Source organism: Rhodanobacter sp. sgz306013, assembly GCF_057031145.1.
Map to the genome: position 1 here is coordinate 351,801 of NZ_JBXCIJ010000003.1, position 23,821 is coordinate 375,621.

Sequence of the window (23,821 nt, forward strand, 5' to 3'; positions counted from 1 at the left end):
GATGGTTCTCCCCGTTGGAATCCGAGCGGATATCAGTTGTCGTCGCGCCAGCGGCGCAGCCAGATCGCGCCGCCAAGCAGGGCGAGGCCGGCGACCGCGCCGATCCAGAAGCCCGGCGTGCCCATCACGCCGTAGGCATTGCCCAGGTTCAGGGCGTCCAGCCCGTGAGCCGCATCGTTGCTGACGGCCTGGTAGTTGCCCGCGCCCAGCCAGCTGCCCGGGAACACGCTGAGCAGGATGCGGCCGCAGATGTCGCTCCAGTACCAGCTGTTGCCCATGACCGCCGCACCCAGCAGATTGAACCAGCCCAGCATCAGGCCCACTGCGATCGGCAGTACCGCGGCCCACAGGAAGGGCTTGCTGCGCGCCCAGGCGGAGCAGAGCAGCAGCCAGCCGGTGGCGGGCAGCGCCCACATCGCGTACAGCGGGATGGTGCCGACCAGGTTTGCCACGACCCGGAACGGATGCGCGTAGGCCAGCAGGTGCCAGGCGCCGACGCCGTGGAAAGACAGCGTGGTGACGTACATCAGCAGCATCGCGATGCCGGTGACCACGCCGCAGACCACCGCGATCACCGGGGCCAGCAGGGTGCCGGCCACCACCTTGGACAACACGGTGGCGGAGTCCGACAACGGCAGCGACTTCCAGAACAGCAGGCTGCGGTCGCGGCGGTCGTCGTACAGCGCGCCCAAGAGGTAGAAGAACACCACGAAGCCCAGCACGATGCTGATGATGAACGTGGTCGAGTACATCACCATGTCCATCAGCATGCCGGCCCGGGCCGCCTCGTCCGCGCTCAGCGCGTGGTCGAGGATGTGGATGCGCGCGCTGAACAGCGAGTGGATGCCGTGCTGCGCGCCGAACACCTCGCCGGCAATGACGCCCATCAGGTTCAGCAGCAGGAACACGCCACCGGTGATCACCGGCGTCCACAGGAAGCCGCCGCGGTGCTCCCAGAATTCGCGCTTCACCAGCCAGTACATTTCGTTCAGAGCCGGGGTTTTCATGCGTAGGTCCCTTTCATGGTGGCGACGAACAGGTCGCTGACGGCAGGGCGGCGGATCTCGCCCAGCGCCTCCAGCTGCGCACGTTCGACGCCGTCGAACAGGAAGATGCTCTTGCCGAACACCTGGCGCTCGTCCAGCGGCTTCAGCGCGCGGGCGGCGGCGGCCTTGTCGGCACCGACCATCACCTCGGCGAAGCGCTCGCCCACCGTGTCCATGTCGGCGTCCAGCACGATCCTGCCGTCGCGGATGAACATCAGGTCGGTGAGGATGTGCTCGACTTCCTCCACCTGGTGGGTGGTGACGATGATGGTCTTGTTCTCGTCGAAGTAGTCCTCCAGCAGGTTCTGGTAGAACTGCTTGCGGTAGAGGATGTCCAGGCCGAGCGTGGGTTCGTCCAGCACCAGCAGGCGGGCGTCGATCGCCATCACCAGGGCCAGGTGCAGCTGCACGATCATGCCCTTGGACATCTGCTTGACGCGCAGGTCGGGCGTGAGCTTGGTGCGGGCGAGGAAGGCCTCGCATTTCTTGCGGTCGAAGCGCGGGTGGACGTTGGCGACGAAGTCCACGGCCTCGCGCACCCGGATCCATCGCGGCAGCACGGCGACGTCGGCGATGAAACAGACCTGTTCCATCAGCTTGCCACGCTGCTTGCGCGGGTCCAGGCCCAGCACCGAGAGCTCGCCCTGGAAATCGGTGAGGCCCAGGATGGCCTTCAGCGCGGTGGTCTTGCCCGCGCCGTTGGGACCGATCAGGCCCACGATGCGGCCCGCCTCGATGCGGAAGCTGGCGTTGTCCAGCGCAGCGGTGTTCTTGTAGCGCTTGCTCAGGCCACTGGCGACGACGACGGCGTTCATGCGGGCTTCTCCGGGTCGGCCTGCGTCTCGCGCAGCAGGGTCTTCAGGTCCAAGCCCAGCCGTTGCAGGCGGGCGTACAGCGCGGGCCATTCCTCGCGCAGAAAACGTTCGCGCTCGGATTTCAGCAGTTCCTCGCGCGCTCCTTCGATGACAAACATGCCCAAGCCCCTCCTTTTCTCAACCAAGCGTTCGTCGACCAGCTCCTGGTACGCCTTCGATACGGTCAGCGGATTGATCTGGAAATCCGCGGCCACCTGGCGCACCGACGGCAGCGGGTCGCCCTCGTTCAAGGCGCCATCCAGGATCATCGCCACCACGCGTTGGTGCAGTTGGCGATAGATCGGGATGCTGTCGTTCCAGGTGATGGTCATGGATTATTCCTTGCTGCTGGCGATGCCGGTCGTCGTGGAGCCAAACGAATAGTAGGGCATGGCCAACTGCGCCCCGAGCTGCGCGGCGCCGCCGCCGGGCAGGGTAGCGATGCCCACCGCGGCGTGTTCCAGCAGCGCCGCGGCCTTCAGCTCGGCGGCCGTGGGCGTCACCTGGACCGGCGCCAGGTTGGTCACGTGGATGCCGTCGATCCAGGCCACTTCGGGGGCGCGGACCGGCAGGTTCACGAGTGCGATGGTCAGGCTGGTCATCACCAGGGCGGTGGCGGAGGCAATCCAGCGCCGGGCAGGGACCAGGGTGGAGACGAAGATGTCGTCGGCGACGACGGCGGGGTGGTTCAGGCTGGACTCGTGCTTGGCGTTCATGGCGGCTCTCCTCTAGTGAGCTCGTTGACCGGTGTTGTAGTGAACTATAACACTGAAATTGAGCACGTCAAGCGGAACCTGCCGGTTTGGCAACATGACTGATGGCAGGGGGTGCCGGGATACGAAAAGACGCAAGGCCAGCTCGGGCTGGCCTTGCGCGGGGACCCCAGGCCGCCGGCGAAGCGGCTTCAGGCGGCCAGGGCGAGCGTGCCCAGCGCGCCGATGACCTGGCGCGCCGCGGTCAATGCCCTCGACCTGTGTTCCTCGCCCATGTTGACGCCTTCGGCACGCACGAACTCGACGTGGACGATGCCGAGGAAACCGAGCAGGGCGCACAGATAGGGTTTCTGGAAGTCCACAGGGCTGCCGGAATGCATGCCGCCACGGCTGGAAGCCACGATCACGCGCTTGCCGCCGGCTAGGCCTTCGGGACCGGCGGGACCGCAGATGTGCAAGAGTTTCCTGGCGGTTTCCGGGTGCGAGTTGATGTTGTCGGGCCGGCATGTCCGGCGACAGGATCAAGGTATATTTGGAACAATCTGGCGATAATTCGGCAGAACTCGAACTCGTTGTTCTTGAAGGGAAACGCTCATGCTGCAGTTGACTGGCGCCTTGCAGGACCTCAATGACCTGTATTTCTTCGCGGCCGTAGTCGAGCACGGCGGGTTCTCGGCGGCGGGGCGGGCGCTTGGCGTGCCCAAGTCGCGGCTCAGCAAGCGGGTGGCGCAGCTGGAGGAGCGCCTTGGCGTGCGCCTGCTGCAGCGGACCACACGCCGCTTCGTGGTCACCGAGGTGGGCGAGCGCTTCTACGCGCATTGCCGCGCGGTGCTGGAAGAGGCTCGCGCCGCGCAGGAGGCGGTGGATGAGCTGCGTGCCGAACCGCGGGGCGTGGTGCGGCTGAGCTGCCCGGTGTCGCTCACCCAGACCATCCTGGCGCACGTGCTGCCGGACTTCCTGGCCCAGTACCCGCGGCTGCAGGTGCGCGTGCTCTCCAGCAACCGGCGGGTGGACCTGCTGGGCGAGGGCTACGACCTGGCGATCCGCGTGCGCAACAAGCTCGACACCGACGCCAACATGGTGGTGCGCAGTTTCGGCCAATCGCGGGTGCTGCCGGTGGCCAGTCCGAAGTTGCTCGACACGCTGGGCCGGCCGCAGCATCCCGACGAACTGGCCAAGTTGCCGGCGCTGTCGATGCAGGAACATGAGGGCCCGCAGACCTGGGAGCTGATCGACGCAGCGGGCGAGCGCGTCAGCGTGGAAGTGCAGGCTCGGCTGATCTGCGGCGACTTCGCCGTGCTGCTGGAGGCAGCGCGCCGCGGCGTCGGCGTCACCTTGCTGCCGGAGTTCGTCTGCGCACCGGCGGTGACCCGCGGCGAACTGGAAGTGCTGCTGCCCGAATGGAGCACCCCGGAAGGCACCATGCACTTCATCTACCCGAGCCGTCGCGGCATGCTGCCTGGCGTGCGCGCCCTGGTGGACTTCCTTGCCGATCGCCTGCCAGAAGCCACCTTGCGCAAGCACGAGGAGTGCAAGACGCGCCCGTTGCCGGAACTGTAGAAGCGCACCCTGTGCGCGATTGCTCACGGCTCCGGTCGAAGCGCGTGGCATTCGCGCAAAGGGTGTGCTCCTGCCCGAGGCACGTGCGCATGCTACCCTTCCGTTTGGACATCCATACGGTATCGCGATGAAGATCGACACCAAGCTCCCCAAGGTCGGCACGACCATTTTCAGCGTGATGAGCCAGCTCGCGCTGCAGCACAAGGCCGTGAACCTGGGCCAGGGCTTTCCCGACTTCGAGCCGCCGCAAGGCCTGCGCGACGCGCTGGGGCGCGCGATGGACGATGGCAGGAACCAGTACGCGCCGATGCACGGCACCGCCTCGCTGCGCGAGCAGATCGCGGCGAAGACCGCGCGCATGTACGGCCATCGCCCCGACGTAGACGCTGAAATCACCGTCACCTCCGGCGCCACCGAGGCGCTGTTCGCCGCCATCGCCGCGGTGGTGCGCACGGGCGAGGAGGTGATCGTGTTCGATCCCGCCTACGACAGCTACGAGCCGGCCATCGAGCTGCAGGGCGCGAAAGCAGTGCACATCCCGCTGGTCGCTCCGGCTTTCTCGGTGGACTGGCAGCGCGTGCGGGATGCGGTGACGCCGCGCACGCGCATGATCCTCATCAACAGCCCGCACAACCCCTCCGGCGCGGTGCTGTCGGCGGCCGACCTCGAGGAACTGGCGGCGATCGTGCGCGACACCGGCATCGTGGTGCTCTCCGACGAGGTGTACGAGCACATCGTCTACGACGGCCGGCAGCACGAAAGCGTGCTGCGCCACCCCGAGCTGGCCGCGCGCAGCATCGTGGTGTCCTCCTTCGGCAAGACCTACCACTGCACTGGCTGGAAGCTGGGCTATGCGGTGGCGCCGCGGGTGCTCACCGCGGAGTTCCGCAAGGTGCACCAGTACCTCACCTTCTGCAGCTTCCATCCCGGGCAGGCCGCGTTCGCCGAGTTCCTCGCCAGCGACCCACAGCATTACCTGGAACTGCCCGCGTTCTACCAGGCCAAGCGCGACCGTTTCCGCGCACTGCTGGCGCCGTCGCGCTTCAAGCTGCTCGACGTGCCGGGCGGTTATTTCCAGCTGGTGGACTACTCGGCCATCCGCGACGAGGACGACCTCGCCTTCAGCCGCTGGCTGGTGGAAGAGGGTGGAGTGGCGGCGATCCCGCTGACGCCGTTCTGCGAGACCGCGCCGGGCACGCGTCTGCTGCGCCTGTGCTTCGCCAAGAGCGACGCCACCATGGAGGCGGCCGCCGAGCGGCTGTGCGGGCTTTGAGTCTGCTGCCGCTGACCATCTCGCTGGTGCAGGGCGCCACGCGCTGGCACGACGCCCCGGCCAACCGCGACTACTACGGCGCGCTGGTACGCCGTGCGCGCGGCAGCGATCTGATCGTGTTGCCGGAAACCTTCCTCTCCGGTTTCAGCAATGACACGGGCGTCAGCGCCGACACCATGGACGGCGAGGGCGTGGCCTGGCTGCGCGCACTGGCTGCCGAGGTGGGTGCGGTGGTCTGCGGCAGCCTTGCGATACGCGAGGGCGGCACCGTCTACAACCGCCTGCTGTGGATGCGCCCGGACGGCGTATTCGAGCAATACGACAAGCGCCACCTGTTCCGCATGGCCGGCGAGCACACCCGCTACGGCGGCGGCAACGCGCGGCTGATCGTGGAGCTGAAGGGTTGGCGCATCCTGCCCCAGGTCTGCTACGACCTGCGCTTCCCGGTGTGGCTGCGCAACCGCCGGTTGGCGGCCGCCGCAGGCGGCATGGACTACGACCTCGCGATCTTCGTGGCGAACTGGCCGGCGCCGCGCCGCCAGCCGTGGCGCACCCTGCTGCGCGCCCGCGCCATCGAAAACCTCGCCTGCGTGATCGGCGTGAACCGCGTGGGCGTGGACGGCAACGATCTTCCCTATGCCGGCGACAGCGCGGTGATCGATGCGGTGGGCGAACCGCTGGTGGAGTGCGGCGCGGTGGAGCAGGTCGCCACCGTCACCCTCGACCCCGCGCCGCTACTCGCCCATCGCGAGCGCTTCCCGGCGTGGATGGATGCCGACGCCTTCACGCTCGACGCGAACTGAACGTGCTTGCGGCCAGCCGACGCTGGCCGGGGCATCATCGAAGCCCAACGCTTCCATCATGACGGGTAGCGCCGTCCGGGTGCATGATGCCGTCCGGCCGGGGCCAGTCGGCGCGACGCGGCCCGTGGATGCCGCAGCTCATCGCGAGGAAGGGGGGAGCATGTCCGTCGAGTCTGGTCGTGCAAACGCGTTCGCCTGGCAGGATCTGGCCGGGGAGCTGCGGGGCAGGTTGCTGCGGCGGGGCGACCCTGAATATGAATCGCGCCGCCGCGTGTGGAACGGCGCGATCGACCGCTGCCCGCCGGCCATCGCCCAGTGCGCGGACGCCGGCGACGTCGTGGCCGCGGTCAAGTTCGCCGCCGCCGCGGGCCTGCCAATGACGGTGCGCGGTGGCGGCCACAACGTGGCCGGGTTGGCGGTGCGCGAGGACGCGCTGATGCTGGACCTCGGCGCGTTGAACCGCGTCGAGGTGGATGCGGCTGCGCGCATCGTGCGGGTCGGCGGCGGAACCCTGTGGCGCGATGTGGACGCGGCCACGCAGCCGCATGGGCTGGCCACCACCGGCGGCCTGGTCTCGACCACCGGTGTCGGCGGCTACACGCTCGGCGGCGGCGTAGGGTGGTTGATGCGCCGCTACGGGCTGGCGGTGGACAACCTGGTCGAAGCCGACGTCGTGCTGGCGGACGGTCGTGTGGTCGTGGCCAGCGAGCGTCAGCATGCCGATCTCTTCTGGGGGCTGCGCGGTGGCGCGGGCGGGCTGGGCGTGGTTACCCGCTTCACCTACCGGCTGCATGCGGTGGACGAGGTCTATGCAGGCGTGGCGTTCCATCCCATCGGATCCGCCGCGGAGCTGCTGCGTGCGTTCCGTGCATTCACGCCGGCGGCGCCGGCCGCGCTGACCGCGATGCTGGTATTCACCACTGCGCCGCCCCTGCCGTTCCTGCCGGTCGAGTCGCATGGGCAGCGCGCCATCGCGCTGGCCTGGTGCTGGAGCGGCCAACCCGCAGAAGGCCCGCGGGCAGTGGCGCCGCTCGCTGGCCACGGCCAGGCCTTGGGCCGCCACGAAGGGGTGATGCCGTACGCCGTATGGCAGCAGGCGTTCGATCCCACCGCGCCTGCGGGCGACCACTATTACTGGACGACCTCGCAACTCGATGCGCTCGACGACGCGCTGGTCGATGTGCTGGTTCCGTTGGCGACCCTGCCGCCCGATCCGCTCTGCGAAGTGCATGTGCACCACCTGGGCGGTGCCGTGGCTGCCGTTCCAGGCGATGCCACGGCCTTCGCGAACCGCGACGCACCCTTCTTCGTCAACGTGATCGGCCATGCCGGCGCGGCGGAGCGCTACGCCGGCGTCCGCGAATGGACGCGTGGCCTGCGCGCGGCGATCGCGCCACATGCGCGTGCCGGCATGCAGCCGAACTTCGTCGGCGAGCTGGCCGACCTCGGTGCGCGCACGCACGACGCGGCTGCGCAGGCCCGGCTGGCGGCGTTGCGTGCGAGCTACGATCCGGCAGGCTTGCTGGCCACGCTGCGCCGGCCCTGAGCCATTTCCGCCAGTGCTGCCCGGGCCTCGGCGGCGATTTCCTCGAAGCGCGCGGCGGCGCTCTTGCGCTGGATCTGCGCAAAGGCGGCGCCGAGCCCATCGCGGGCCATGCCCTCGGCCACGGCTTGCCCCTTGCGCCATTGCGGCATGAGTGGCGCGTCGGTCAGTACGCGCATGCGGGCGGCTGCGGCCAGGAAGCGTGCGGCGCCGCGCACTTCGCCTCGGGCGGCGGCAAGGTAGGCGGCGCCTTCGACGCAACCCGCCACGCCGCGCCAATGCTGTAGCCGGGTCATGGTATCCAGCACGGTGAGCCAATCCTGCGCGGCCCTGGCGTATTGGCGCAGGTAAAAGCGCAGCAGGGCAAGATTGATCAGCGTATAGGCCTGGTGGAAGGCGTCGTGTTCCGGCGCCCACACCGCGGCATAGGCCGCGGCCAGGCAGGCCTCGGCCTCGCGATCATGGCGACTGAGGGCTAGCGCGATGCCGCGGCTCAGCAGCGCCATCGAGCGCAGCCACGCGTCGTCCAGCGCCTCGGCGATGGCCAGGGCCGACGCCACGCTACGCTCGGCGCCGGGAAAGTCGCCGCAGGTTGCCAGCTCGAAGGCCAGCACGGCTTCGCCCGCCGCGGTCAGCCAGGTGTCGCCGAGCCGCGCGGCCAGCGCGATGCCTTCGCGCAGGCGCGGCCCGGCCTGCTCGTGCAAGGCCGACTGGTGATACACCATGCCGATGGCGATGAGTGCCTGCGCCCGCGACCGCGTCGCCGCCTGCCCGGCGCGCAGCGCCTGGTCGAGCCACCGCGCGGACTGGGCGTAATCGCTGCTCACCCGGAAGTACCAGCACAGGTTGCCGACCAGCGCCAGCGCAGGTTCCGCGCGATCGGGCCGTGACATGGCATGGTCGAACGCCGCGTGCAGGTTGGCCCACTCGCGCCGGATGCGGTCCGCCCACAGCTGCTGGCGGTTGCTGCGGATCTCCGCGTCGACCTGCGCGGCGAGCTGAACGAAGTGCCCCAGGTGCGCATCGCGCACCTGCGTCTCGTCGGCGCTTTCAGCCAGCTTTTCCTGCGCGAACAGTCGCACGCTGTCCAGCAGGCGATAGCCGGGCGGGTTGGTGGCTGCGTCCATCGCGAGCAGCGACTTGTCGATCAAGCCGCCCAGCAGGTCCAGCACCTGACCATCGTCGAGCCCGAACACGGCGCCTACCGCGCAGGCGCCGCCAAGCGTGCAGGCACCGGCAAAGACGCTCAAACCGCGCAGCAGCGCCTGTTCGCGCTCCGACAGCAGCGAATAGCTCCATTCGATCAGGGCACGCAGGGTGCGGTGATGCGCCGGCTGGCTGGAGCTGGCCTTGGCGTCGTTGAGAAAATGAGGGCCCACCCGCACCAGCAGTTGTTCCGGGCTGAGCAACCGCAGGCGCGCCGCGGCGATCTCCAGTGCCAGTGGCAGCCCTTCCATCCGCCGGCAGATCTCGGCGACCGCGGACGCGTTGTCCGGCGTCAGCATGAAGCCAGAAGCGAGCGCGCGCGAACGCTCCAGCAGCAGCTGCACCGCCGGCACCTGCGCCAGTTCCGCCACCGCGGCGCCAGTCGCCCATTCGCCCGGCGGCGGAAGGTCCAGTGGCGGCAGCCGGTAGATCGATTCGCCTGCGCAATCCATGCGATGCTGGCTGGTCACCAGCATGCGCAGGTCCGAGCACGCGCCCAGCAGGGTTTCGGCGATTTTCCCGAGCGGGCCGGCGACCCGTTCGCAGTTGTCGAACACCAGCAGCACGCGGCGCATCCGCAGCAGTTCGCATAGGCGAGCCAGCGATTCGTCCGCACCGCTGGTGGCGCGGATGTCGAACATGTCGGCCAGCGCGCGCACCATCGCGTCGCCGTCGTCGTGCAAGGTGCAATCGAACAGCCACGCGCCGTCGGGGAAATCCGCGGCGACCCTGCGCGCGACTTCCAGCGCCGCTTGCGTCTTGCCAATGCCGCCGGCGCCGGTGACGGTCACTAGCCGGGTCTCCTGCAACAGTCGTGCGAGCTGCCCGAGATCGTGTTCGCGTCCGATCAACGCTTCGCTCCGTTGCGGCACGCGGCTGCGTGTCGACGGCGCGAAGCGCAGCACGGGGGGCGCCTCGTCCCCGGCTTGCTGCAAGGGAGCGATGAAGCGATAGCCCAGCCCGTGCACGGTCTGGATGCAATGCGGGTTTTCGCTGTCGTCCTGCAGTGCGCGCCGCAATTGCGCGATGAGGCGGTTGAGGGTGCCGGGCGTGATGCAGGCGTGCCCCCAGACCGCGTCGAGCAGGTCCTCGCGGCTGCGCAACTGGCCGGGGCTGGCGAGGAACTCAAGCAGCACGGCGAAGGCCTTCGGCTCGATCGCGATCTCGCGCCCGTTGCGCAGCAGGCGGTGGGCAACCGCATCGACGACGACGTCCGCGAAAGCAAACCTGGCGGGCGTTTCCTGATACGTCGGGAGCCTGTCGTTTCCCATGTCGTAAGGCGCCGTGCTGGCCAAATCGCCGCGATCGCGGGGACGGAAATCCTCGCGATTCCCTCACCGGGCCATCATGACTCCAGCCCCTGTCGACGCGCAGTTTATCCCCAGGGCGGCACAAGGCGTGCCGCCCGACCAACCATCGAGGGGAACACCATGAATACTCGCACGCATGCTGCCTTCGCGCTCGGCGCGATCGGTCTGTCGATGCTTTTTTGCCATGCCGCAAAAGCCTGCGGCGCCAGCGGCGAGGCGGTCGGCATGCCCGTCGCCCTGGTCGTGGACGGGGCCCAGTCCAGCCTCTTGCAGGCAGTACCCGGCATGGTCAATCCCTTGCAGGAGCAAGAGCCGGTCACGGGCTTGTACCGGTTCACCTTCACCGCCAAGGGCGACCAGGACATACCCGACGGCACCGTGCTCGACCAGGGTTTCGCCACCTGGCATGCCGACGGCACCGAGATCATGAATTCCGGGCGGGCGCCCGTGACGCAGAGCTTCTGCATGGGCGTGTGGACGCGGACCGGGCCGAAAACCTATCGACTCAACCACTGGGCGATGAGCTGGGATCCCACCGGCAAGACCTACATCGGGCCGACCAACATCCGCGAATACGTAAGGCTGGATCGCAACGACAACAGCTATTCCGGGGACTTCACGCTGACCCAGTACGCCCCTGACGGAAAGACCAGGCTCGGCCAGGTCCAGGGCAGTGTCGTGGCGACGCGCGTGACGCCCGACGACGATTGAGCGGCTGGTACGGCTGGCGGGTGCGGGCCTCGCGCATCCGCCAGGGCAGTCAGAGTATCGCCAGCACCGCTTCCGGTGGCCGGCCGATCGCGGCCTTGCCGTTGGCGACCACGATGGGGCGCTCGATCAGGACCGGATGGGCAGCCATCGCGGCGACCAGCGCCTCGTCGTCCAGCGCAGGGTCGGCAAGGCCGAGTTCCTTGTAGACGGCCTCGCCGCGACGCAGCAGCTGGCGCGCCGGGATGCCGAGCAGTGCCAGCAGGCCTTTCAGTTCGGCGGCGTCGGGCGGCGTGTCGAGGTAGTGGATCACCTCGACGTCGCGGCCTTCCAGCAGCGCCAGCGTCTCGCGCGATTTGCTGCAGCGGGCGTGATGGTAGATGCGGACCATCAACGATTGCCGGAACGGTTGCCGCCGCGCCCGTGCGGGCGGTTGCCGCCGGGGCGACCGCCACCTTGCGGCGAACGGTTGCCGCCCTGGCCCTGCGGGCGACCGCGGCCGCCCGGACGGTTGCCGCCGGGGCGCGCTTCGTTGCCGTGGCCATGGCTGCTGCCGCCGTGGCTGCCGCCGAAACCGCCGTAAGGGTTGGCCGGCGCGAAGCCGGCCTGGCCGGTGCCGGCGCGGGCGCCGCCGGGCTTGCCGCCGCGGCGCTTGCCGGGTGCACCGGCCGGACGGGCGGTGCCGTCGCGGCTGTCGCCGGCGAACCACGTGCGTACCGAGGGCAGCTCCTGGCCAGGCGCGACGCCGCGCTTGTTCTTCTTGCGCAGGCCTGCGCCCGGGGAGCGCTCGGGCCGCGCCACGTTGCCGTTCACTTCGCGGCCGGGTGCGCGTTGCTTCTGGCGGCCGCGCGGCGGCTCTTCGCGGATGCGGTCGAAGGCGCGCAGCTCGCGTGCCTCGTCGTGGTAGCCGCCGCTCCAGGCGGCGGTTTCGCCGCGCTCGGGGCGGTATTCGGTGACATTGCGGTTGGCGCGGCGCTGGTGCAGCACGGGGCTCAGGGTGAGCACGGGCTGCGGTGCGCCGAGGCCGCTGGTCTGGCGCAGTTGCTTGACCGCTTCTTCGTCCAGCGCGGCGCAATCGCCGCGGCGCAGGGTACGTGGCAGTTCGAGGCCGCCGTAGCGGATGCGCTTCAGGCGGCTGACCAGGAAGCCCTGCGAATCCCACAGCCGGCGCACTTCGCGGTTGCGGCCTTCGCGGATCACCACGCGGAACCAGCTGTGGCTGCCGCCGCGGCTGATCACCGCGATCTCGTCGAAGCGGGCAGGGCCGTCATCCAGCTCCACGCCGGCCTTGAGCTTCTCGATCACTTCGTCGGGCACTTCGCCGTGCACGCGGCAGAGGTATTCGCGCTCGATGCCGTTGCGCGGGTGCATCAGCGCGTTGGCCAGCTCGCCGTCGGTGGTGAGCAGCAGCAGGCCGGTGGTGTTGATGTCGAGGCGGCCCACGGCGACCCAGCGCGCGCCCTTCAGGCGCGGCAACTGCTCGAACACTGTGGGGCGGCCCTCGGGATCGTCGCGGGTGGTCAGCACGCCTTCCGGCTTGTGGTAGATCAGTACCTCGACGTCGCCGCGGTTGTCGGTGGCGATCACGAACTGCTTGCCGTCGATCACCACGCGGTCGCCCGCGTGCACGCTGGTGCCGATGGTGGCCGGGCTGCCGTTGAGCTCGATCTCGCCGGCCTGGATGCGTTGTTCCAGCATGCGGCGCGAGCCGAGGCCGGCGTTGGCGAGCACCTTGTGCAGGCGCTCTTCCAGCGGCGCGCTCTCGGTGAGCGGCGCGCGCTTGAGGGAAAGGATGGATTTCTGCGGCGCAGTCATGCGCGGTACTCCTCAGGAATGCTGTGCGGCGGTGTCGTCGTCGACATCCGCGGGGGCCGCTGCCTCGTCGGCAGTGGCGGGTTCGGGTTCAAGGGATGCGCGTGCCCCGGCGGCGGTTTCGCCGGTCTCGGCGTCCGCTGTGGCGGTTTCATGCGGCGGCAGCCCGGGCGCTTCTTCGGCCGGGGTGGCTTCGGCGGTTTCGGCCGCGGTGCTTTCGTCCCTGGCCGTTGAGTCCTCGCCGGCTTCCTCGTCCGGATCGATCGGCAGGTCCTTGATCACGCGGGCCGGCAGCGGTGTCTGCTCGAAGCCCATCTGCGGATCCTCCATGTCGCGGATCTCGGACAGCGGCGGCAACTGGTCCAGCGACTTCAGGTTGAAGTAGTCGAGGAAGGCCCGGGTGGTGCCGAACAGTGCCGGCTTGCCGGGCACGTCGCGGTAGCCGACCACGCGGATCCATTCGCGCTCTTCCAGTGTCTTGACGATGTTGCTGGACACCACCACGCCGCGGATCTGCTCGATCTCGGGGCGGGTGATCGGCTGGCGATAGGCGATCAGCGCCAGCGTCTCCAGCAGGGCGCGCGAGTAGCGGCTGGGCTTCTCGGTCCACATCCGCGAGATCCACGGGTGCACCTCCTGCCGCACCTGGTAGCGGAAGCCGGAGGCGATCTCCTTGAGCTCCACGCCGCGACCTTCGCAGTCGGCCGCGAGCGCTTCCAGCGTGCGCGCGATCTGCTCGTGGCCGACCTCGTCGGTCTCGGCGAACAGGTCGCCGAGCTGGGAGATGCTCATCGGCTGACTGGCGGCGAGCAGAGCCGCCTCGACGATGGGTTTGAGTTGCTCGATCTGCATGGGCCTTCGGTGCCGATTCAGTGAGTGCCGTTGTTGCTGGCGTCGGTGGTTTCGAACGCCGATTCCTGTGCGGCGGGGTCATCCGCCGCCTCGTTCTCCGCCCCGTCGGCGAGCGGTTCCTCGCCGTGTTCCACCCGTGCCTTCAGGTAGATCGGCGCCAGCGGGGCCTCCTGCACGATCTCGATCAGCATTTCCTTGGCCAGCTCCAGCATGGCAAGGAAGGTGACCACCACGCCGAGCCGGCCTTCGCTGACGTCGAACAGTGTCTCGAAGCGGTGGAAGGCCTGGCCCTCCAGCTTGCCCAGCAGCTCGCCCATGCGTTGGCGCACGCTGAGCGCCTCGCGCTTGATCGCGTGGTGGCCGAACAGTTCGGCGCGGTGCAGCACGTCCTTCAGCGCCAGCAGCATTTCCTTGAGGTCCAGCGGCGGCGGCAGCCTGATCACGTTGCGCTCGCCGGTGTCGGCTTGCGCCGGCGCGGTGTCGCGCTCCATGCGTGGCAGCGCCTCGATGTCCTCCGCCGCCTTCTTGAAGCGTTCGTACTCCTGCAGGCGACGTACCAGCTCGGCGCGGGGATCCTCTTCGACGCCTTCCTCGGCGGGCGGCCGGGGCAGCAGCAGCCGCGACTTGATCTCGCCCAGGATCGCGGCCATCAGCAGGTACTCGGCGGCCAGCTCCAGCCGCATCGTTTCCCGCATCATGTCGATGTATTCCATGTATTGCCGGGTGATCTCGGCAATCGGAATGTCCAGGATGTCGAGGTTCTGCCGGCGGATCAGGTACAGCAGCAGGTCCAGCGGGCCCTCGAACGCCTCCAGGAACACTTCCAGCGCGTCCGGCGGGATGTACAGGTCCTGCGGCATCTGCAACACCGGCTCGCCGCGCACGACCGCCAGCGGCATTTCCTGCTGCTGCGGGGGCGTCGCGTGATTGTCCTGCGATACGACCGGGCGCTGTGGCCCGACTGGCTCGGTGCTCATCGATGCGTGTCGTTGGGCCGCCCCGCGGCCGGCAATGCGTCTGGATCCATCATGGGCGAAACGGTTGCCTCGCAGGACGATCCGGGCCGAACCCGTGCATGGATCGTGGAGCCGAGGCGGCACTTCGGTAAAGCGGTTTCGCACGATGCCTCGTGGACAAAGTCCGGCTCCCCCTTGTCGCTGCCGGCGTGACGAAGCCGCGTGTCGCGGTTCGATCAGGCATGCGGGCGTTGCAGCCAGGTGCCGGCACGGGACGCGGAGCGCGTCTGGCGGGAACAAGGCGGTGCGGTGACAAGAGAAACGTCACCGACAAGTCGGTCGATCTGCCTGGGGCATCGGGTGGGCGCCATCGCTGCGGCCGATCGACTGGTCGGCTTCTGGTCGTGGCGCCACGCGTGGATGACAGAGTAGCGACTGGCCGGCGACAAGTCCAGCGCATGCAACGCGCGGCGCACGCGAAACGGGCGACCGGTCGGCGCGTACAATAACGGGGTTGCACGCGGAGCCGCGATGCGATCCGGCGAGCCGCAAGGTGACCCTGAGGGTCCGACACGGCGAGCACGCGTCAGTCGACGTGGGCGAAAACGCGTGCAAGAGGGCGCATTGCGCGGCCAAACAGGAGCTGGCACACGGTTTGCTTGGGTGTGATCGCGGACACCATGCGAAGTCGGGCCGCGGGGACCGCCACGGTGGCGGGAAGGCAACACACAAGGAGCGCAGCATGGCGAAGGACGACAACAAGCTGAGTGGCGAATCCGAACGCCTGCGTCCGGCGCGCATGCAGATCGAGACGACCGTGCTGATGAGCCGCGGCGTCGAATCGCATCCCACCGAGCTGGTGGACATTTCCGCGACCGGCGCGCTGCTGCGCCGGCCGCTGGGCTGGGGCGGCGAGGTGGGCCAGACCTGGCTGCTGGACATGATCTTCGGCAGCGACCTGCACATCCATCTCGAGGCGCAGGTGGCGCGCGTCGCCGACCACCACATCGGCTTTTCCTACGTGTGCATCCCGGAGGACAAGCAGGTGCCGCTGTGGAACCTGCTGGGCGGCTACGCGGACATCCTCGAGTCCTGGAAGAACTGAGCGCGCGGCGCAAGCCCTCACTCGACAGCCCTCACTCGACCCGCCCCTGGCGAGGCGGCCGGGAAACGGGGACAGGCGCTTCGCCTAGTCCCGGACCCCGAGCCCCGGATCGCGGTCAGTCGGCCTTCTTCTCATCACGCAGCTCGCGCCGCAGGATCTTGCCCACGTTGCTTTTGGGCAGCGTGTCGCGGAACTCGATGAACCTCGGCCGCTTGTAGCCGGTGAGATTGTCGTGGCAGAACTGCTTGAGCGCGTCGACGGTGAGCGCCGGATCCTTGCGCACCACGAACAACTTCACCACCTCGCCGGAATGCTCGTCCGGCACGCCCACCGCGGCCACCTCGGCCACGCCGGGATGCTGCATCACCGTGTCCTCCACCTCGTTCGGATACACGTTGAAGCCGGACACCAGGATCATGTCCTTCTTGCGGTCGACGATGTAGACATAGCCGGACTGGTCCATCCGGGCGATGTCGCCGGTGTGCAGCCAGCCGTCGTCGCCCAGCACCTTGGCGGTCTCGTCAGGACGGTTCCAGTAGCCCTTCATCACCTGCGGGCCCTGCACCATCAGCTCGCCCACTTCGCCGATCGGCAGCGGCCGGTTCTCTTCCGACCAGATCGCCACGTCCGTGCTGGGCAGCGGGAGGCCGATCGAGCCGTTGTAGTCCTTGAGGTCGACCGGGTTGATGCAGACGCCGGGGGAGGTTTCGGTGAGGCCGTAGGCCTCGGACAGGGGGCAGCCGGTGACCTTCTTCCAGCGCTCCGCGACGGCGCGTTGCACCGCCATGCCGCCGCCCAGCGAGATCTTCATGTGCGAGAAATCCAGCTCGGCGAAGCCGGGTGTGTTGAGCAGCCCGTTGAACAAGGTGTTGACCCCGGGCAGGATCGAGAAGGGGACCTTGCTCAGTTCCTTGACGAAGCCGGGCATGTCGCGCGGATTGGTGATCAGCACCGTGTGCATGCCCAGCCGCACGAACACCATGCCGCAGGCGGTCAGCGAGAAGATGTGGTACAGCGGCAGTGCGCCGATGGCGACCTCCTCGCCCGGCCGCAGCGCTTCGCCGATCCATGCGCCGACCTGCAGCATGTTGGCGATCATGTTGGCGTGGGTCAGCATCGCGCCCTTGGCCACGCCGGTGGTGCCGCCGGTGTACTGCAGGAAGGCGATGTCGCCGTGGCCGAGCGTAACCTGCGGCAGCGGATGCGCGGCACCCTGCGCCAGCGCGTCGCGGAAACGCACCGCTTGCGGCAGGCTGTAGGCCGGTACCATTTTCTTGACATGCTTGAGCACGAAGTTGACCAGCGCACCCTTGGGGAAGCCGAGCAGGTCGCCGATGCCGGTGGTGACGACGTGCTCCACCGCGGTCTCGGCCAGCACCTGCTGCAGGGTGGCGGCGAAGTTGTCCAGCACCACGATCGCCTTGGCGCCGGAGTCCTCCAGCTGGTGCTTCAGCTCGCGCGCGGTGTACATCGGGTTGGTGTTGACCACGATGAGACCGGCGCGCAGCGCGCCGAACAGGGCGATCGGGTATTGCAGCACGTTCGGCATCATGATCGCGATGCGATCGCCCTTGCCAAGCTTGAGCACGCCGGTGAGGTAGCCTGCGAACTGGCGGCTGAGCAGGTCGATCTGGCCGTAGCTGAGCACCTTGCCGAAGTTGGCGAACGCGGGGCGGTCCCGGTAGCGCTGGAAGGATTCCTCCAGCACGGCCACCACCGAGGCATAGGCATGGAGGTCTATCTCGGCAGGCACGCCTTGCGGATAGTGGTCGAGCCACGGACGCTCGTTGCTCATGTGCTTGTTCGACTCCTGAATCGTGGCCGCCGAGGCAAAAGGATGGCGACACCCCCTTCCGGCATTGGAGCATACGGTCGCGTACAGCAGCAAGCTGCGGGACGCCTTGCGGCGGGCGTAAAAAAGCCGCCCCGGTTCGCATCGGGGCGGCCTTGGCTCGACGGTGCCGCGGCTGTGCTCAGGCGGCTTTCTTGCCGGCCAGCTGGCGCAGCACGTACTGCAGGATGCCGCCGTGGCGGAAGAAGTCGCGCTCCTTCGGGGTGAGCAGCAGCACTTTCACGGTGAACTCCTTCTTCTTGCCGTCCTTGCCGGTGGCGACCACCTTCGCTTCCTTCGATTCGCCGCCGGCCAGACCGGTGATCTCGAAGCTCTCGTAGCCGTCGAGGCCCAGCGACTTCGCGCTCTCGCCGTCCCTGAACTGCAGCGGCAGCACGCCCATGCCGACCAGGTTGGAGCGGTGGATGCGCTCGAAGCTCTCGGCGATCACCGCCTTCACGCCCAGCAGCAAGGTGCCCTTGGCCGCCCAGTCGCGGCTGGAGCCGGTGCCGTATTCCTTGCCCGCGAGCACGATCAGCGGGGTCTTCTCGGCCTTGTACTTCATGGCCGCGTCGTAGATCGCCATCTGCTCGCCCGAGGGCACGTGCTTCGTGTAGCCGCCCTCGACACCGTCCAGCATCTGGTTCTTGATGCGGATGTTGGCGAAGGTGCCGCGCACCATCACGTCGTCGTTGCCGCGGCGCGAACCGTAGGAGTTGAAGTCCTTCGGCGCCACGCCCTTCTCGATCAGGAAACGGCCCGCCGGGCTGTCCTTCTTGATCGAGCCAGCCGGCGAGATGTGGTCGGTGGTGATGGAGTCGCCGAACAGGCCGAGCACGCGGGCACCGTGGATGTCCTCCACCTTGCCCAGTTCCATCGTCATGCCCTCGAAGTAGGGCGGGTTCTTGATGTAGGTGGAATCGTCCCACGCGTACACCGCGCCGTCCGGCGAGGCGATCTGGTTCCAGCGGCTGTCGCCCTTGAACACATCGGCGTAGTTCTTCTTGAACATCTCCGGGTTGATCGCGCCGGCGATGGTGTCGGAGATTTCCTGGTTGGTCGGCCAGATGTCCTTGAGGTAGACCGGCTTGCCGTCGTTGCCGGTGCCGATCGCGTCCTTCGTCAGGTCGATGTCCAGCGTGCCGGCCAGCGCGTAGGCCACCACCAGCGGCGGCGAGGCCAGGTAGTTCATCTTCACTTCCGGGTGCACGCGGCCCTCGAAGTTGCGGTTGCCGGACAGCACCGAAGCCACGGCGAGGTCGCCCTCGGCGATGCCCTTGCTGATCTCCGCCGGCAGCGGGCCGGAGTTGCCGATGCAGGTGGTGCAGCCGTAGCCGACGATGTAGAAGCCGACTTTCTCCAGCTCCTGCAGCAGGCCGGTCTTTTCCAGGTAGTCGGAGACCACCAGCGAGCCTGGCCCGATCGAGGTCTTCACCCAGGGCTTGGCCTTCAGGCCCTTCGCCGCGGCCTTCTTCGCCACTAGGCCGGCGCCCAGCATCACCGCCGGGTTGGAGGTGTTGGTGCAGGAGGTGATCGCGGCGATGACCACCGAGCCGTCGCCGATCTTGAAGCTCTCGCCGTCCTTCTCCACCCGTACGCCGCCGTTGGTGATGCCGTTGGCGGCGTTGCCGATGGCCGCCGAGCCGCCCTCGCTGATGAATTCGGCGGTGGCGTTGTCGCGCGGGGCGCGGTTTGCGGTGAGCGGCCCGATCACCTCGCGATAGTTCTTCTGCACGCCGTCCAGCAGCACGCGATCCTGCGGGCGCTTCGGGCCGGCCAGCGAGGGCTTCACGTCGGCCAGGTCCAGTTCCAGCGTGGTGGTGAACTCCGGCTCGGCGGTGTGCTCGTCGTGCCACAGGCCCTGGGCCTTGGCATAGGCCTCGACCAGCTTGATCTGGCCTTCGTCGCGGCCGGACAGGTGCAGGTAGTTCAGCGCCTCCTGGTCGACCGGGAAGATGCCGCAGGTGGCGCCGTACTCCGGGGCCATGTTGGCGATGGTGGCGCGGTCGGCCAGCGCCAGGTGCCTCAGGCCCGGACCGAAGAACTCCACGAACTTGCCCACCACGCCCAGCTTGCGCAGCATCTGGGTGACGGTGAGCACCAGGTCGGTGGCGGTCACGCCCTCGGCCAGCTTGCCGGTGAGCTTGAAGCCCACCACCTGCGGAATCAGCATCGACGAGGGCTGGCCCAGCATCGCGGCCTCGGCCTCGATGCCGCCCACGCCCCAGCCGAGCACGCCGATGCCGTTGATCATGGTGGTGTGCGAGTCGGTGCCGAACACGGTGTCCGGGTAGGCCCAGTTCTCGCCGTTCTTGTCGTTGGTGAACACCACGCGGGCAAGGTGCTCCAGGTTCACCTGGTGCACGATGCCGGTGCGCGGCGGCACCACCTTGAAGTTGTTGAACGCCTTCTGGCCCCAGCGCAGGAAGCTGTAGCGCTCCTGGTTGCGCTCGAACTCGATCTCGACGTTCTGCTCCAGCGCAGACTCGGAGCCGTACACGTCCACCTGCACCGAGTGGTCGATCACCAGCTCGGCCGGCGCCAGCGGGTTGATCTGGTTGGCGTCGCCGCCCAGCTTCACCACGGCGTCGCGCATCGCGGCCAGGTCCACCACGCAGGGCACGCCGGTGAAGTCCTGCAGCACCACGCGCGCGGGCATGAAGGCGATCTCGGTGTCGGGCTCCTTCTTCGCGTCCCACTTCGCCACCGCCTCGATCTCCTTCGCGGTGACGTTGACGCCGTCCTCGTGGCGCAGCAGGTTCTCCAGCAGGATCTTCATCGAGTAAGGCAGGCGCTTGATGTCGAAGCGCTGGCCCAGCTTGGCGAGACTGGCGAAGCTGTATTTCCTGCCATTGGCCTCGAAGGTGTCGCGTACCTGGAATGAATCTTTCATGGGGAAGGCTCCTGGCGAATTCCTGCTGGGACGGTTGAACGGGGAAGGCGGCCGTGTCCGGCCGACAAAGATCGCAATTATCGCGCAAACACGGTGTGATCGCTGCGCATCGGCCTGCGACACCGAGCGTCGGGGAGGCGGGGCGGCCGGATGCCGTATAGCATGGGCGCCGGTGCAGTCCGGCACAAACGCATTTCATGACATGCAGCATTCGATGATTTCGACGGCGCTGGCGGCGGTCTCGCTGCGCGACCTCGCGCTGGTGCAGGCGGTGCATCGCCACGGCAGCTTCAACAGCGCGGCGCGGGCCATGCACATCAGCCCGTCCGGGCTGTCGCACCAGGTGCAGAAAGTGGAGCAGGCGCTCGGTGCGCCGCTGTTCGAACGTGGCGGACGCAAGGTGGTGCCCACCGCGGGCGGCCACCGGTTGCTGGAGCGAATCGACGCCGTGCTCGCCGCGGGCGAACTGCTGCAGCAGGCCGCCCGCGCCGGCGCGGTGGCGTTCGGCGGCGAGCTGCGCCTCGGCGTGCCGGCCTCGCTGGGGCCTTACCTGTTGCCGCACCTGATCGCCCCGTTCCCGCAGCATTTCCCCGGCGTGCGGCTGGGCATCTCCGAGGGCAAGCCGCGCGGACTGCTGAGGCGCCTGCACGAGGCCGAACTCGACGCCGTGCTGGCACCGCTCACGCCGGCGGCCAGCGGCATCGCGATGCAGCCGCTGTTCTTCGAACCGTGGGAGGCGATGCTGCGCGCCGATCACCCCCTGGCCGGCCAGCGCAGCGTGGCCCTCGACCAGTTGGAACAGGCCGATGCCATCCTGATGGCCGAGAGCCACGCCGACGGCGACGGCCACGTGCAGGACGTGAGCCTGGAAAGCCTCGCCGCCCTGGTCAGCCTGCGCGGCGGCCACGCCCTGGTGCCCGCGCTGGCGCACGAGCGGCTGGCCTCCAAACCCGACATCGTGCTGGCGAAGATCAGGGGACAGGCACCGGGCCGCGAGATCGCGCTGTACTGGCGCGAGGCCACGCCATGGGGCGCCGACCTGGCGGCCTTCGGCAAGCTGCTGCGTGCCCTGGCGAAACAATTGCCGGGCTTGAAACTGGCCGGTTAGCGCCCGCTGTCCAGCGTGGCGCCGGTGAGCAGGCCGCGCGCCAGCATGCTGCACTGGCGGCGGAACAGCAGCAGTTGCCACTGGCGGCCGCCGAGCTGGCGCCACAGCACGGCCGAGCGTACCGCCGCCAGCAGGCTGCTGCGCACCTTTTCGACGATGGCCGGCTGCTGCAGGTGCTGCGGATCGCCGTTGACCATCACGCGCGGGCGCAGGGTGGACAGAGTGGAGGTGTACAGCTCGGCCAGGCGCGCGGTGACCTGGTTCGAACCCTGTCCGAAATGTTCCACCTGGCGCTGGGTGGCGCGGATGCCTTGCTGCAGTCGGTCGAGCAGCTCCGGGCGGCCGGACAGGCTGCGCTCCAGCCGCATCACGGTCATCGCCATGCGGGTCACCGCCATGTCCTCGCTGCTCTCGTCGAGCTGGGACACCAGGCTGCGCAGCCCCAGCCGCACGCCGGCGATGTTGCCGTACACGCCGACCACCGACGGTGCGTCGATGCGGAACACGCTGGCGATGCTCGCATCCATCGCGTTCTCGTCGCAGCGGCCCTGGTTGGCCAGCTGCTGCACCAGCGCACAGGCCTGGTAGAGGCCGGCCAGCGCCAGCACGCGTTCCTCGTTCATCGCGAAAGCATCAAGCACCGTCAATTCTCGTCATGTATGGGGGACAGGCCGCCGAAGGGCGCGTCGGTGGCGGCGATCACCGCGCCACCGAGGCAGGCTTCGCCGGCGTAGAGCACCACCGACTGGCCGGGCGTCACCGCACGTTGCGGGGTGTCGAAGCGTACTTCAAGGCCAGCGTCCAGAACGCGCACCTCGCAGGCCTGGTCGGCCTGGCGGTAACGGGTCTTGGCGGTGCAGCGGAAATGCGCGGCCGGGGCATGTCCGGCCACCCAGGTCGGCGCCTCGCTGCGCAGCAGCCGGGAGTCCAGCCAGTGGTTCGCGTTGCCCTGGGCCACGTAGAGCAGGTTGGCCGCCACGTCCTTGCCCACCACGTACCACGGCTCGCCGCTGGCATCGCGGCGGCCGCCGATGCCCAGGCCGTTGCGCTGGCCCAGCGTGTAGTACATCGCGCCCTGGTGTTCGCCCACGAGCTCGCCTCCTGGCGTGCGCATCTCGCCGGGCCGGGCCGGGATGTACCGGGCGAGGAAGCTGCGGAAGTCGCGCTCGCCGATGAAGCAGATGCCGGTGGAATCCTTCTTCGCATGGGTGGGCAGGTTGGCCGTGCGGGCCATCTCGCGCACCTGCGCCTTCGTGATCTCGCCGACCGGGAACAGCGTGGCGGACAGCTGGGCCTGACCCAGCCCGTGCAGGAAGTAGGTTTGATCCTTGGCCGCATCCACCGCGCGCAGCAGGCGGCACTCGCCGTTTCGGCAGTCCACGCGGGCGTAATGGCCGGTGGCGATCTTTTCGGCGCCGAGCGCGCGCGCCTCGTCGAGGAAGGTCTTGAACTTGATCTCGCGGTTGCACAGCACGTCGGGATTCGGCGTGCGGCCGGCGCGGTATTCGGCGAGGAAGTGTTCGAACACGCCGTCCCAGTATTCGGCGGCGAAGTTGCGTGCGTGGAAGGGGATGCCCAGCCGGCCGCATACGGCCACGGCGTCTTTGCGGTCGGCGTCGGCGGTGCAGGGGCCGTCGCGGTCGTCCTCCTCCCAGTTCTGCATGAACAGGCCCTCGACCGCGTGGCCGGCCTGTTGCAGCAGCAGCGCCGCGACCGAGGAATCGACGCCGCCGGAGATGCCCAGCATCACCTTCATGACGCGGCCGGGTCGGGCAGCCAGTGCAGCGCGTCCAGCGGCAGGCGCGCACCGGCCAGCCAGGCGTCGATGCTTTCCAGCACCAGCGGGCTGCGCAGGCGTTCGCCCAGCGCGGCGATCTCGGCGCGGCTCAGCCACAGCGCGCGGCGGATGCCGGTATCCAGCACCCGCGCGGAATCGTGGGCCAGCGGACGGGCGGCGAAGCTGAAGCGGAGCACGCCCTCGCCGTGCTCGGTGCTGCGCCACTGGTGCACGCCGATCAGGTGGCTGGGCTGTACCGTCCAGCCGGTTTCCTCCAGCGTCTCGCGCACGGCGGCGTCGACGAGGCGCTCGCGATCCTCCAGGTGGCCGGCCGGCTGGTTGTAGGCGAGCCGGCCGTTCACCTCCTCTTCCACCATCAGGTAGCGCGCACCGTCGCTTACCACGCAGGCCACGGTGACATGGGGGCGCCAGATGGCGTCGGTAGTGGCGGCAGGCGGCATGACGGACGGG

Annotated in this window: 22 protein-coding genes; 7 read left to right on the forward strand and 15 right to left on the reverse strand. The window is 68.5% G+C overall.

Annotated elements, in window-relative coordinates:
• Positions 1-32: 32 nt before the first annotated feature.
• The 5 genes from AC2EWF_RS11225 to AC2EWF_RS11245 form a co-directional block, all read right to left on the reverse strand.
• Positions 33-1,007, reverse strand: a complete 975-nt coding sequence (locus AC2EWF_RS11225; RefSeq protein ID WP_483639455.1) for a hypothetical protein — start codon at positions 1,005-1,007, stop codon at positions 33-35.
• Positions 1,004-1,861, reverse strand: a complete 858-nt coding sequence (locus AC2EWF_RS11230; RefSeq protein ID WP_483639456.1) for an ABC transporter ATP-binding protein — start codon at positions 1,859-1,861, stop codon at positions 1,004-1,006. Before AC2EWF_RS11230 ends, AC2EWF_RS11225 begins: the two co-directional genes overlap by 4 nt.
• On the reverse strand, positions 1,858-2,232 hold the full coding sequence (locus AC2EWF_RS11235) for a GntR family transcriptional regulator (RefSeq protein ID WP_367845042.1): 375 nt from the start codon (positions 2,230-2,232) through the stop codon (positions 1,858-1,860). Before AC2EWF_RS11235 ends, AC2EWF_RS11230 begins: the two co-directional genes overlap by 4 nt.
• Before the next feature lie 3 nt (positions 2,233-2,235).
• Positions 2,236-2,616 carry a hypothetical protein gene (locus AC2EWF_RS11240; protein WP_483639457.1) on the reverse strand — a complete coding sequence of 127 codons (381 nt, stop codon included), beginning with the start codon at positions 2,614-2,616 and terminating at the stop codon, positions 2,236-2,238.
• 188 nt (positions 2,617-2,804) lie between these two features.
• Positions 2,805-3,071 (reverse strand): NAD(P)H-dependent oxidoreductase, encoded by a 267-nt coding sequence (locus AC2EWF_RS11245; protein ID WP_483639458.1) that lies wholly within the window; start codon positions 3,069-3,071, stop codon positions 2,805-2,807.
• Between the two features lie 136 nt (positions 3,072-3,207).
• Between AC2EWF_RS11245 and AC2EWF_RS11250 the strand changes: the two genes are divergently transcribed.
• The 4 genes from AC2EWF_RS11250 to AC2EWF_RS11265 all read left to right on the forward strand — a co-directional run bounded on the left by AC2EWF_RS11250 (position 3,208) and on the right by AC2EWF_RS11265 (position 7,795).
• On the forward strand, positions 3,208-4,173 hold the full coding sequence (locus tag AC2EWF_RS11250) for a LysR substrate-binding domain-containing protein (protein ID WP_483639459.1): 966 nt from the start codon (positions 3,208-3,210) through the stop codon (positions 4,171-4,173).
• A 127-nt stretch (positions 4,174-4,300) separates the two neighbouring features.
• Entirely contained in the window at positions 4,301-5,446 is a 1,146-nt protein-coding gene (locus AC2EWF_RS11255; protein ID WP_483639460.1) for a pyridoxal phosphate-dependent aminotransferase, read from the forward strand.
• Between the two features lie 2 nt (positions 5,447-5,448).
• A complete protein-coding gene (locus AC2EWF_RS11260; RefSeq protein WP_483639806.1) occupies positions 5,449-6,249 on the forward strand; it encodes an amidohydrolase in 801 nt (266 codons plus the stop codon).
• 160 nt (positions 6,250-6,409) lie between these two features.
• The gene (locus AC2EWF_RS11265) at positions 6,410-7,795 is read left to right on the forward strand and encodes an FAD-binding oxidoreductase (RefSeq protein WP_483639461.1); all 1,386 of its coding nucleotides are present in this window, start codon (positions 6,410-6,412) and stop codon (positions 7,793-7,795) included.
• Here the strand turns inward: AC2EWF_RS11265 and AC2EWF_RS11270 are convergent.
• Complete coding sequence (locus tag AC2EWF_RS11270) at positions 7,753-10,269, reverse strand: ATP-binding protein (protein WP_483639462.1); 2,517 nt, start codon at positions 10,267-10,269, stop codon at positions 7,753-7,755. The two genes, AC2EWF_RS11265 and AC2EWF_RS11270, sit on opposite strands and share 43 nt — an antisense overlap.
• A 159-nt stretch (positions 10,270-10,428) precedes the next feature.
• Here AC2EWF_RS11270 and AC2EWF_RS11275 point away from each other — a divergent pair, with 159 nt between their 5' ends.
• Positions 10,429-11,019, forward strand: coding sequence for a hypothetical protein (locus tag AC2EWF_RS11275; RefSeq protein WP_483639463.1), 591 nt, complete (start codon positions 10,429-10,431; stop codon positions 11,017-11,019).
• A 49-nt stretch (positions 11,020-11,068) separates the two neighbouring features.
• On the opposite strand, the gene arsC is transcribed toward AC2EWF_RS11275, so the two are convergent.
• The 4 genes from arsC to AC2EWF_RS11295 are packed head-to-tail and all read right to left on the reverse strand — an operon-like array spanning position 11,069 to position 14,657.
• Entirely contained in the window at positions 11,069-11,407 is a 339-nt protein-coding gene (gene arsC / locus AC2EWF_RS11280) for an arsenate reductase (glutaredoxin) (RefSeq protein WP_483639464.1), read from the reverse strand.
• A complete protein-coding gene (locus AC2EWF_RS11285; protein WP_483639465.1) occupies positions 11,407-12,831 on the reverse strand; it encodes a pseudouridine synthase in 1,425 nt (474 codons plus the stop codon). Before AC2EWF_RS11285 ends, arsC begins: the two co-directional genes overlap by 1 nt.
• 12 nt (positions 12,832-12,843) lie before the next feature.
• Complete coding sequence (gene scpB / locus AC2EWF_RS11290; RefSeq protein WP_483639466.1) at positions 12,844-13,680, reverse strand: SMC-Scp complex subunit ScpB; 837 nt, start codon at positions 13,678-13,680, stop codon at positions 12,844-12,846.
• 17 nt (positions 13,681-13,697) lie between these two features.
• Positions 13,698-14,657 (reverse strand): segregation and condensation protein A, encoded by a 960-nt coding sequence (locus tag AC2EWF_RS11295; RefSeq protein ID WP_483639467.1) that lies wholly within the window; start codon positions 14,655-14,657, stop codon positions 13,698-13,700.
• A 721-nt stretch (positions 14,658-15,378) separates the two neighbouring features.
• Here AC2EWF_RS11295 and AC2EWF_RS11300 point away from each other — a divergent pair.
• Positions 15,379-15,741 carry a PilZ domain-containing protein gene (locus tag AC2EWF_RS11300; RefSeq protein ID WP_077485156.1) on the forward strand — a complete coding sequence of 121 codons (363 nt, stop codon included), beginning with the start codon at positions 15,379-15,381 and terminating at the stop codon, positions 15,739-15,741.
• A 115-nt stretch (positions 15,742-15,856) separates the two neighbouring features.
• Here AC2EWF_RS11300 and AC2EWF_RS11305 read toward each other — a convergent pair whose 3' ends face one another.
• Positions 15,857-17,536: a long-chain-fatty-acid--CoA ligase gene (locus tag AC2EWF_RS11305; protein ID WP_483639468.1), complete on the reverse strand. Its 1,680-nt coding sequence runs from the start codon at positions 17,534-17,536 to the stop codon at positions 15,857-15,859.
• 178 nt (positions 17,537-17,714) lie between these two features.
• Positions 17,715-20,465 (reverse strand): aconitate hydratase AcnA, encoded by a 2,751-nt coding sequence (gene acnA, locus AC2EWF_RS11310; RefSeq protein WP_483639469.1) that lies wholly within the window; start codon positions 20,463-20,465, stop codon positions 17,715-17,717.
• A 202-nt stretch (positions 20,466-20,667) separates the two neighbouring features.
• Here acnA and AC2EWF_RS11315 point away from each other — a divergent pair, with 202 nt between their 5' ends.
• On the forward strand, positions 20,668-21,573 hold the full coding sequence (locus AC2EWF_RS11315) for a LysR family transcriptional regulator (RefSeq protein WP_483639470.1): 906 nt from the start codon (positions 20,668-20,670) through the stop codon (positions 21,571-21,573).
• Here AC2EWF_RS11315 and hflD read toward each other — a convergent pair.
• From hflD to AC2EWF_RS11330, 3 genes are read right to left on the reverse strand one after another with little or no spacing between them, the layout of a single operon-like run.
• On the reverse strand, positions 21,570-22,196 hold the full coding sequence (gene hflD / locus AC2EWF_RS11320; protein ID WP_483639471.1) for a high frequency lysogenization protein HflD: 627 nt from the start codon (positions 22,194-22,196) through the stop codon (positions 21,570-21,572). The genes AC2EWF_RS11315 and hflD overlap by 4 nt on opposite strands.
• A 20-nt stretch (positions 22,197-22,216) precedes the next feature.
• Positions 22,217-23,329, reverse strand: a complete 1,113-nt coding sequence (gene mnmA / locus AC2EWF_RS11325; RefSeq protein WP_483639472.1) for a tRNA 2-thiouridine(34) synthase MnmA — start codon at positions 23,327-23,329, stop codon at positions 22,217-22,219.
• Positions 23,326-23,811, reverse strand: a complete 486-nt coding sequence (locus AC2EWF_RS11330; RefSeq protein ID WP_483639473.1) for an NUDIX hydrolase — start codon at positions 23,809-23,811, stop codon at positions 23,326-23,328. The genes mnmA and AC2EWF_RS11330 overlap by 4 nt, the downstream gene beginning before the upstream one ends.
• Positions 23,812-23,821 lie beyond the last annotated feature (10 nt).

Excerpts from the sequence above, each read along its gene's own strand:
- AC2EWF_RS11225 (WP_483639455.1), bottom strand. The coding sequence starts at position 1,007 with ATGAAAACCCCGGCTCTGAACGAAATGTACTGGCTGGTGAAGCGCGAA.
- AC2EWF_RS11230 (WP_483639456.1), bottom strand. The coding sequence starts at position 1,861 with ATGAACGCCGTCGTCGTCGCCAGTGGCCTGAGCAAGCGCTACAAGAAC.
- AC2EWF_RS11235 (WP_367845042.1), bottom strand. The coding sequence starts at position 2,232 with ATGACCATCACCTGGAACGACAGCATCCCGATCTATCGCCAACTGCAC.
- AC2EWF_RS11240 (WP_483639457.1), bottom strand. The coding sequence starts at position 2,616 with ATGAACGCCAAGCACGAGTCCAGCCTGAACCACCCCGCCGTCGTCGCC.
- AC2EWF_RS11250 (WP_483639459.1), top strand. The coding sequence starts at position 3,208 with ATGCTGCAGTTGACTGGCGCCTTGCAGGACCTCAATGACCTGTATTTC.
- AC2EWF_RS11255 (WP_483639460.1), top strand. The coding sequence starts at position 4,301 with ATGAAGATCGACACCAAGCTCCCCAAGGTCGGCACGACCATTTTCAGC.
- AC2EWF_RS11265 (WP_483639461.1), top strand. The coding sequence starts at position 6,410 with ATGTCCGTCGAGTCTGGTCGTGCAAACGCGTTCGCCTGGCAGGATCTG.
- AC2EWF_RS11270 (WP_483639462.1), bottom strand. The coding sequence starts at position 10,269 with ATGGGAAACGACAGGCTCCCGACGTATCAGGAAACGCCCGCCAGGTTT.
- AC2EWF_RS11275 (WP_483639463.1), top strand. The coding sequence starts at position 10,429 with ATGAATACTCGCACGCATGCTGCCTTCGCGCTCGGCGCGATCGGTCTG.
- arsC (WP_483639464.1), bottom strand. The coding sequence starts at position 11,407 with ATGGTCCGCATCTACCATCACGCCCGCTGCAGCAAATCGCGCGAGACG.
- AC2EWF_RS11285 (WP_483639465.1), bottom strand. The coding sequence starts at position 12,831 with ATGACTGCGCCGCAGAAATCCATCCTTTCCCTCAAGCGCGCGCCGCTC.
- scpB (WP_483639466.1), bottom strand. The coding sequence starts at position 13,680 with ATGCAGATCGAGCAACTCAAACCCATCGTCGAGGCGGCTCTGCTCGCC.
- AC2EWF_RS11295 (WP_483639467.1), bottom strand. The coding sequence starts at position 14,657 with ATGAGCACCGAGCCAGTCGGGCCACAGCGCCCGGTCGTATCGCAGGAC.
- AC2EWF_RS11300 (WP_077485156.1), top strand. The coding sequence starts at position 15,379 with ATGGCGAAGGACGACAACAAGCTGAGTGGCGAATCCGAACGCCTGCGT.
- AC2EWF_RS11305 (WP_483639468.1), bottom strand. The coding sequence starts at position 17,536 with ATGAGCAACGAGCGTCCGTGGCTCGACCACTATCCGCAAGGCGTGCCT.
- acnA (WP_483639469.1), bottom strand. The coding sequence starts at position 20,465 with ATGAAAGATTCATTCCAGGTACGCGACACCTTCGAGGCCAATGGCAGG.
- AC2EWF_RS11315 (WP_483639470.1), top strand. The coding sequence starts at position 20,668 with ATGCAGCATTCGATGATTTCGACGGCGCTGGCGGCGGTCTCGCTGCGC.
- hflD (WP_483639471.1), bottom strand. The coding sequence starts at position 22,196 with ATGAACGAGGAACGCGTGCTGGCGCTGGCCGGCCTCTACCAGGCCTGT.
- mnmA (WP_483639472.1), bottom strand. The coding sequence starts at position 23,329 with ATGAAGGTGATGCTGGGCATCTCCGGCGGCGTCGATTCCTCGGTCGCG.
- AC2EWF_RS11330 (WP_483639473.1), bottom strand. The coding sequence starts at position 23,811 with ATGCCGCCTGCCGCCACTACCGACGCCATCTGGCGCCCCCATGTCACC.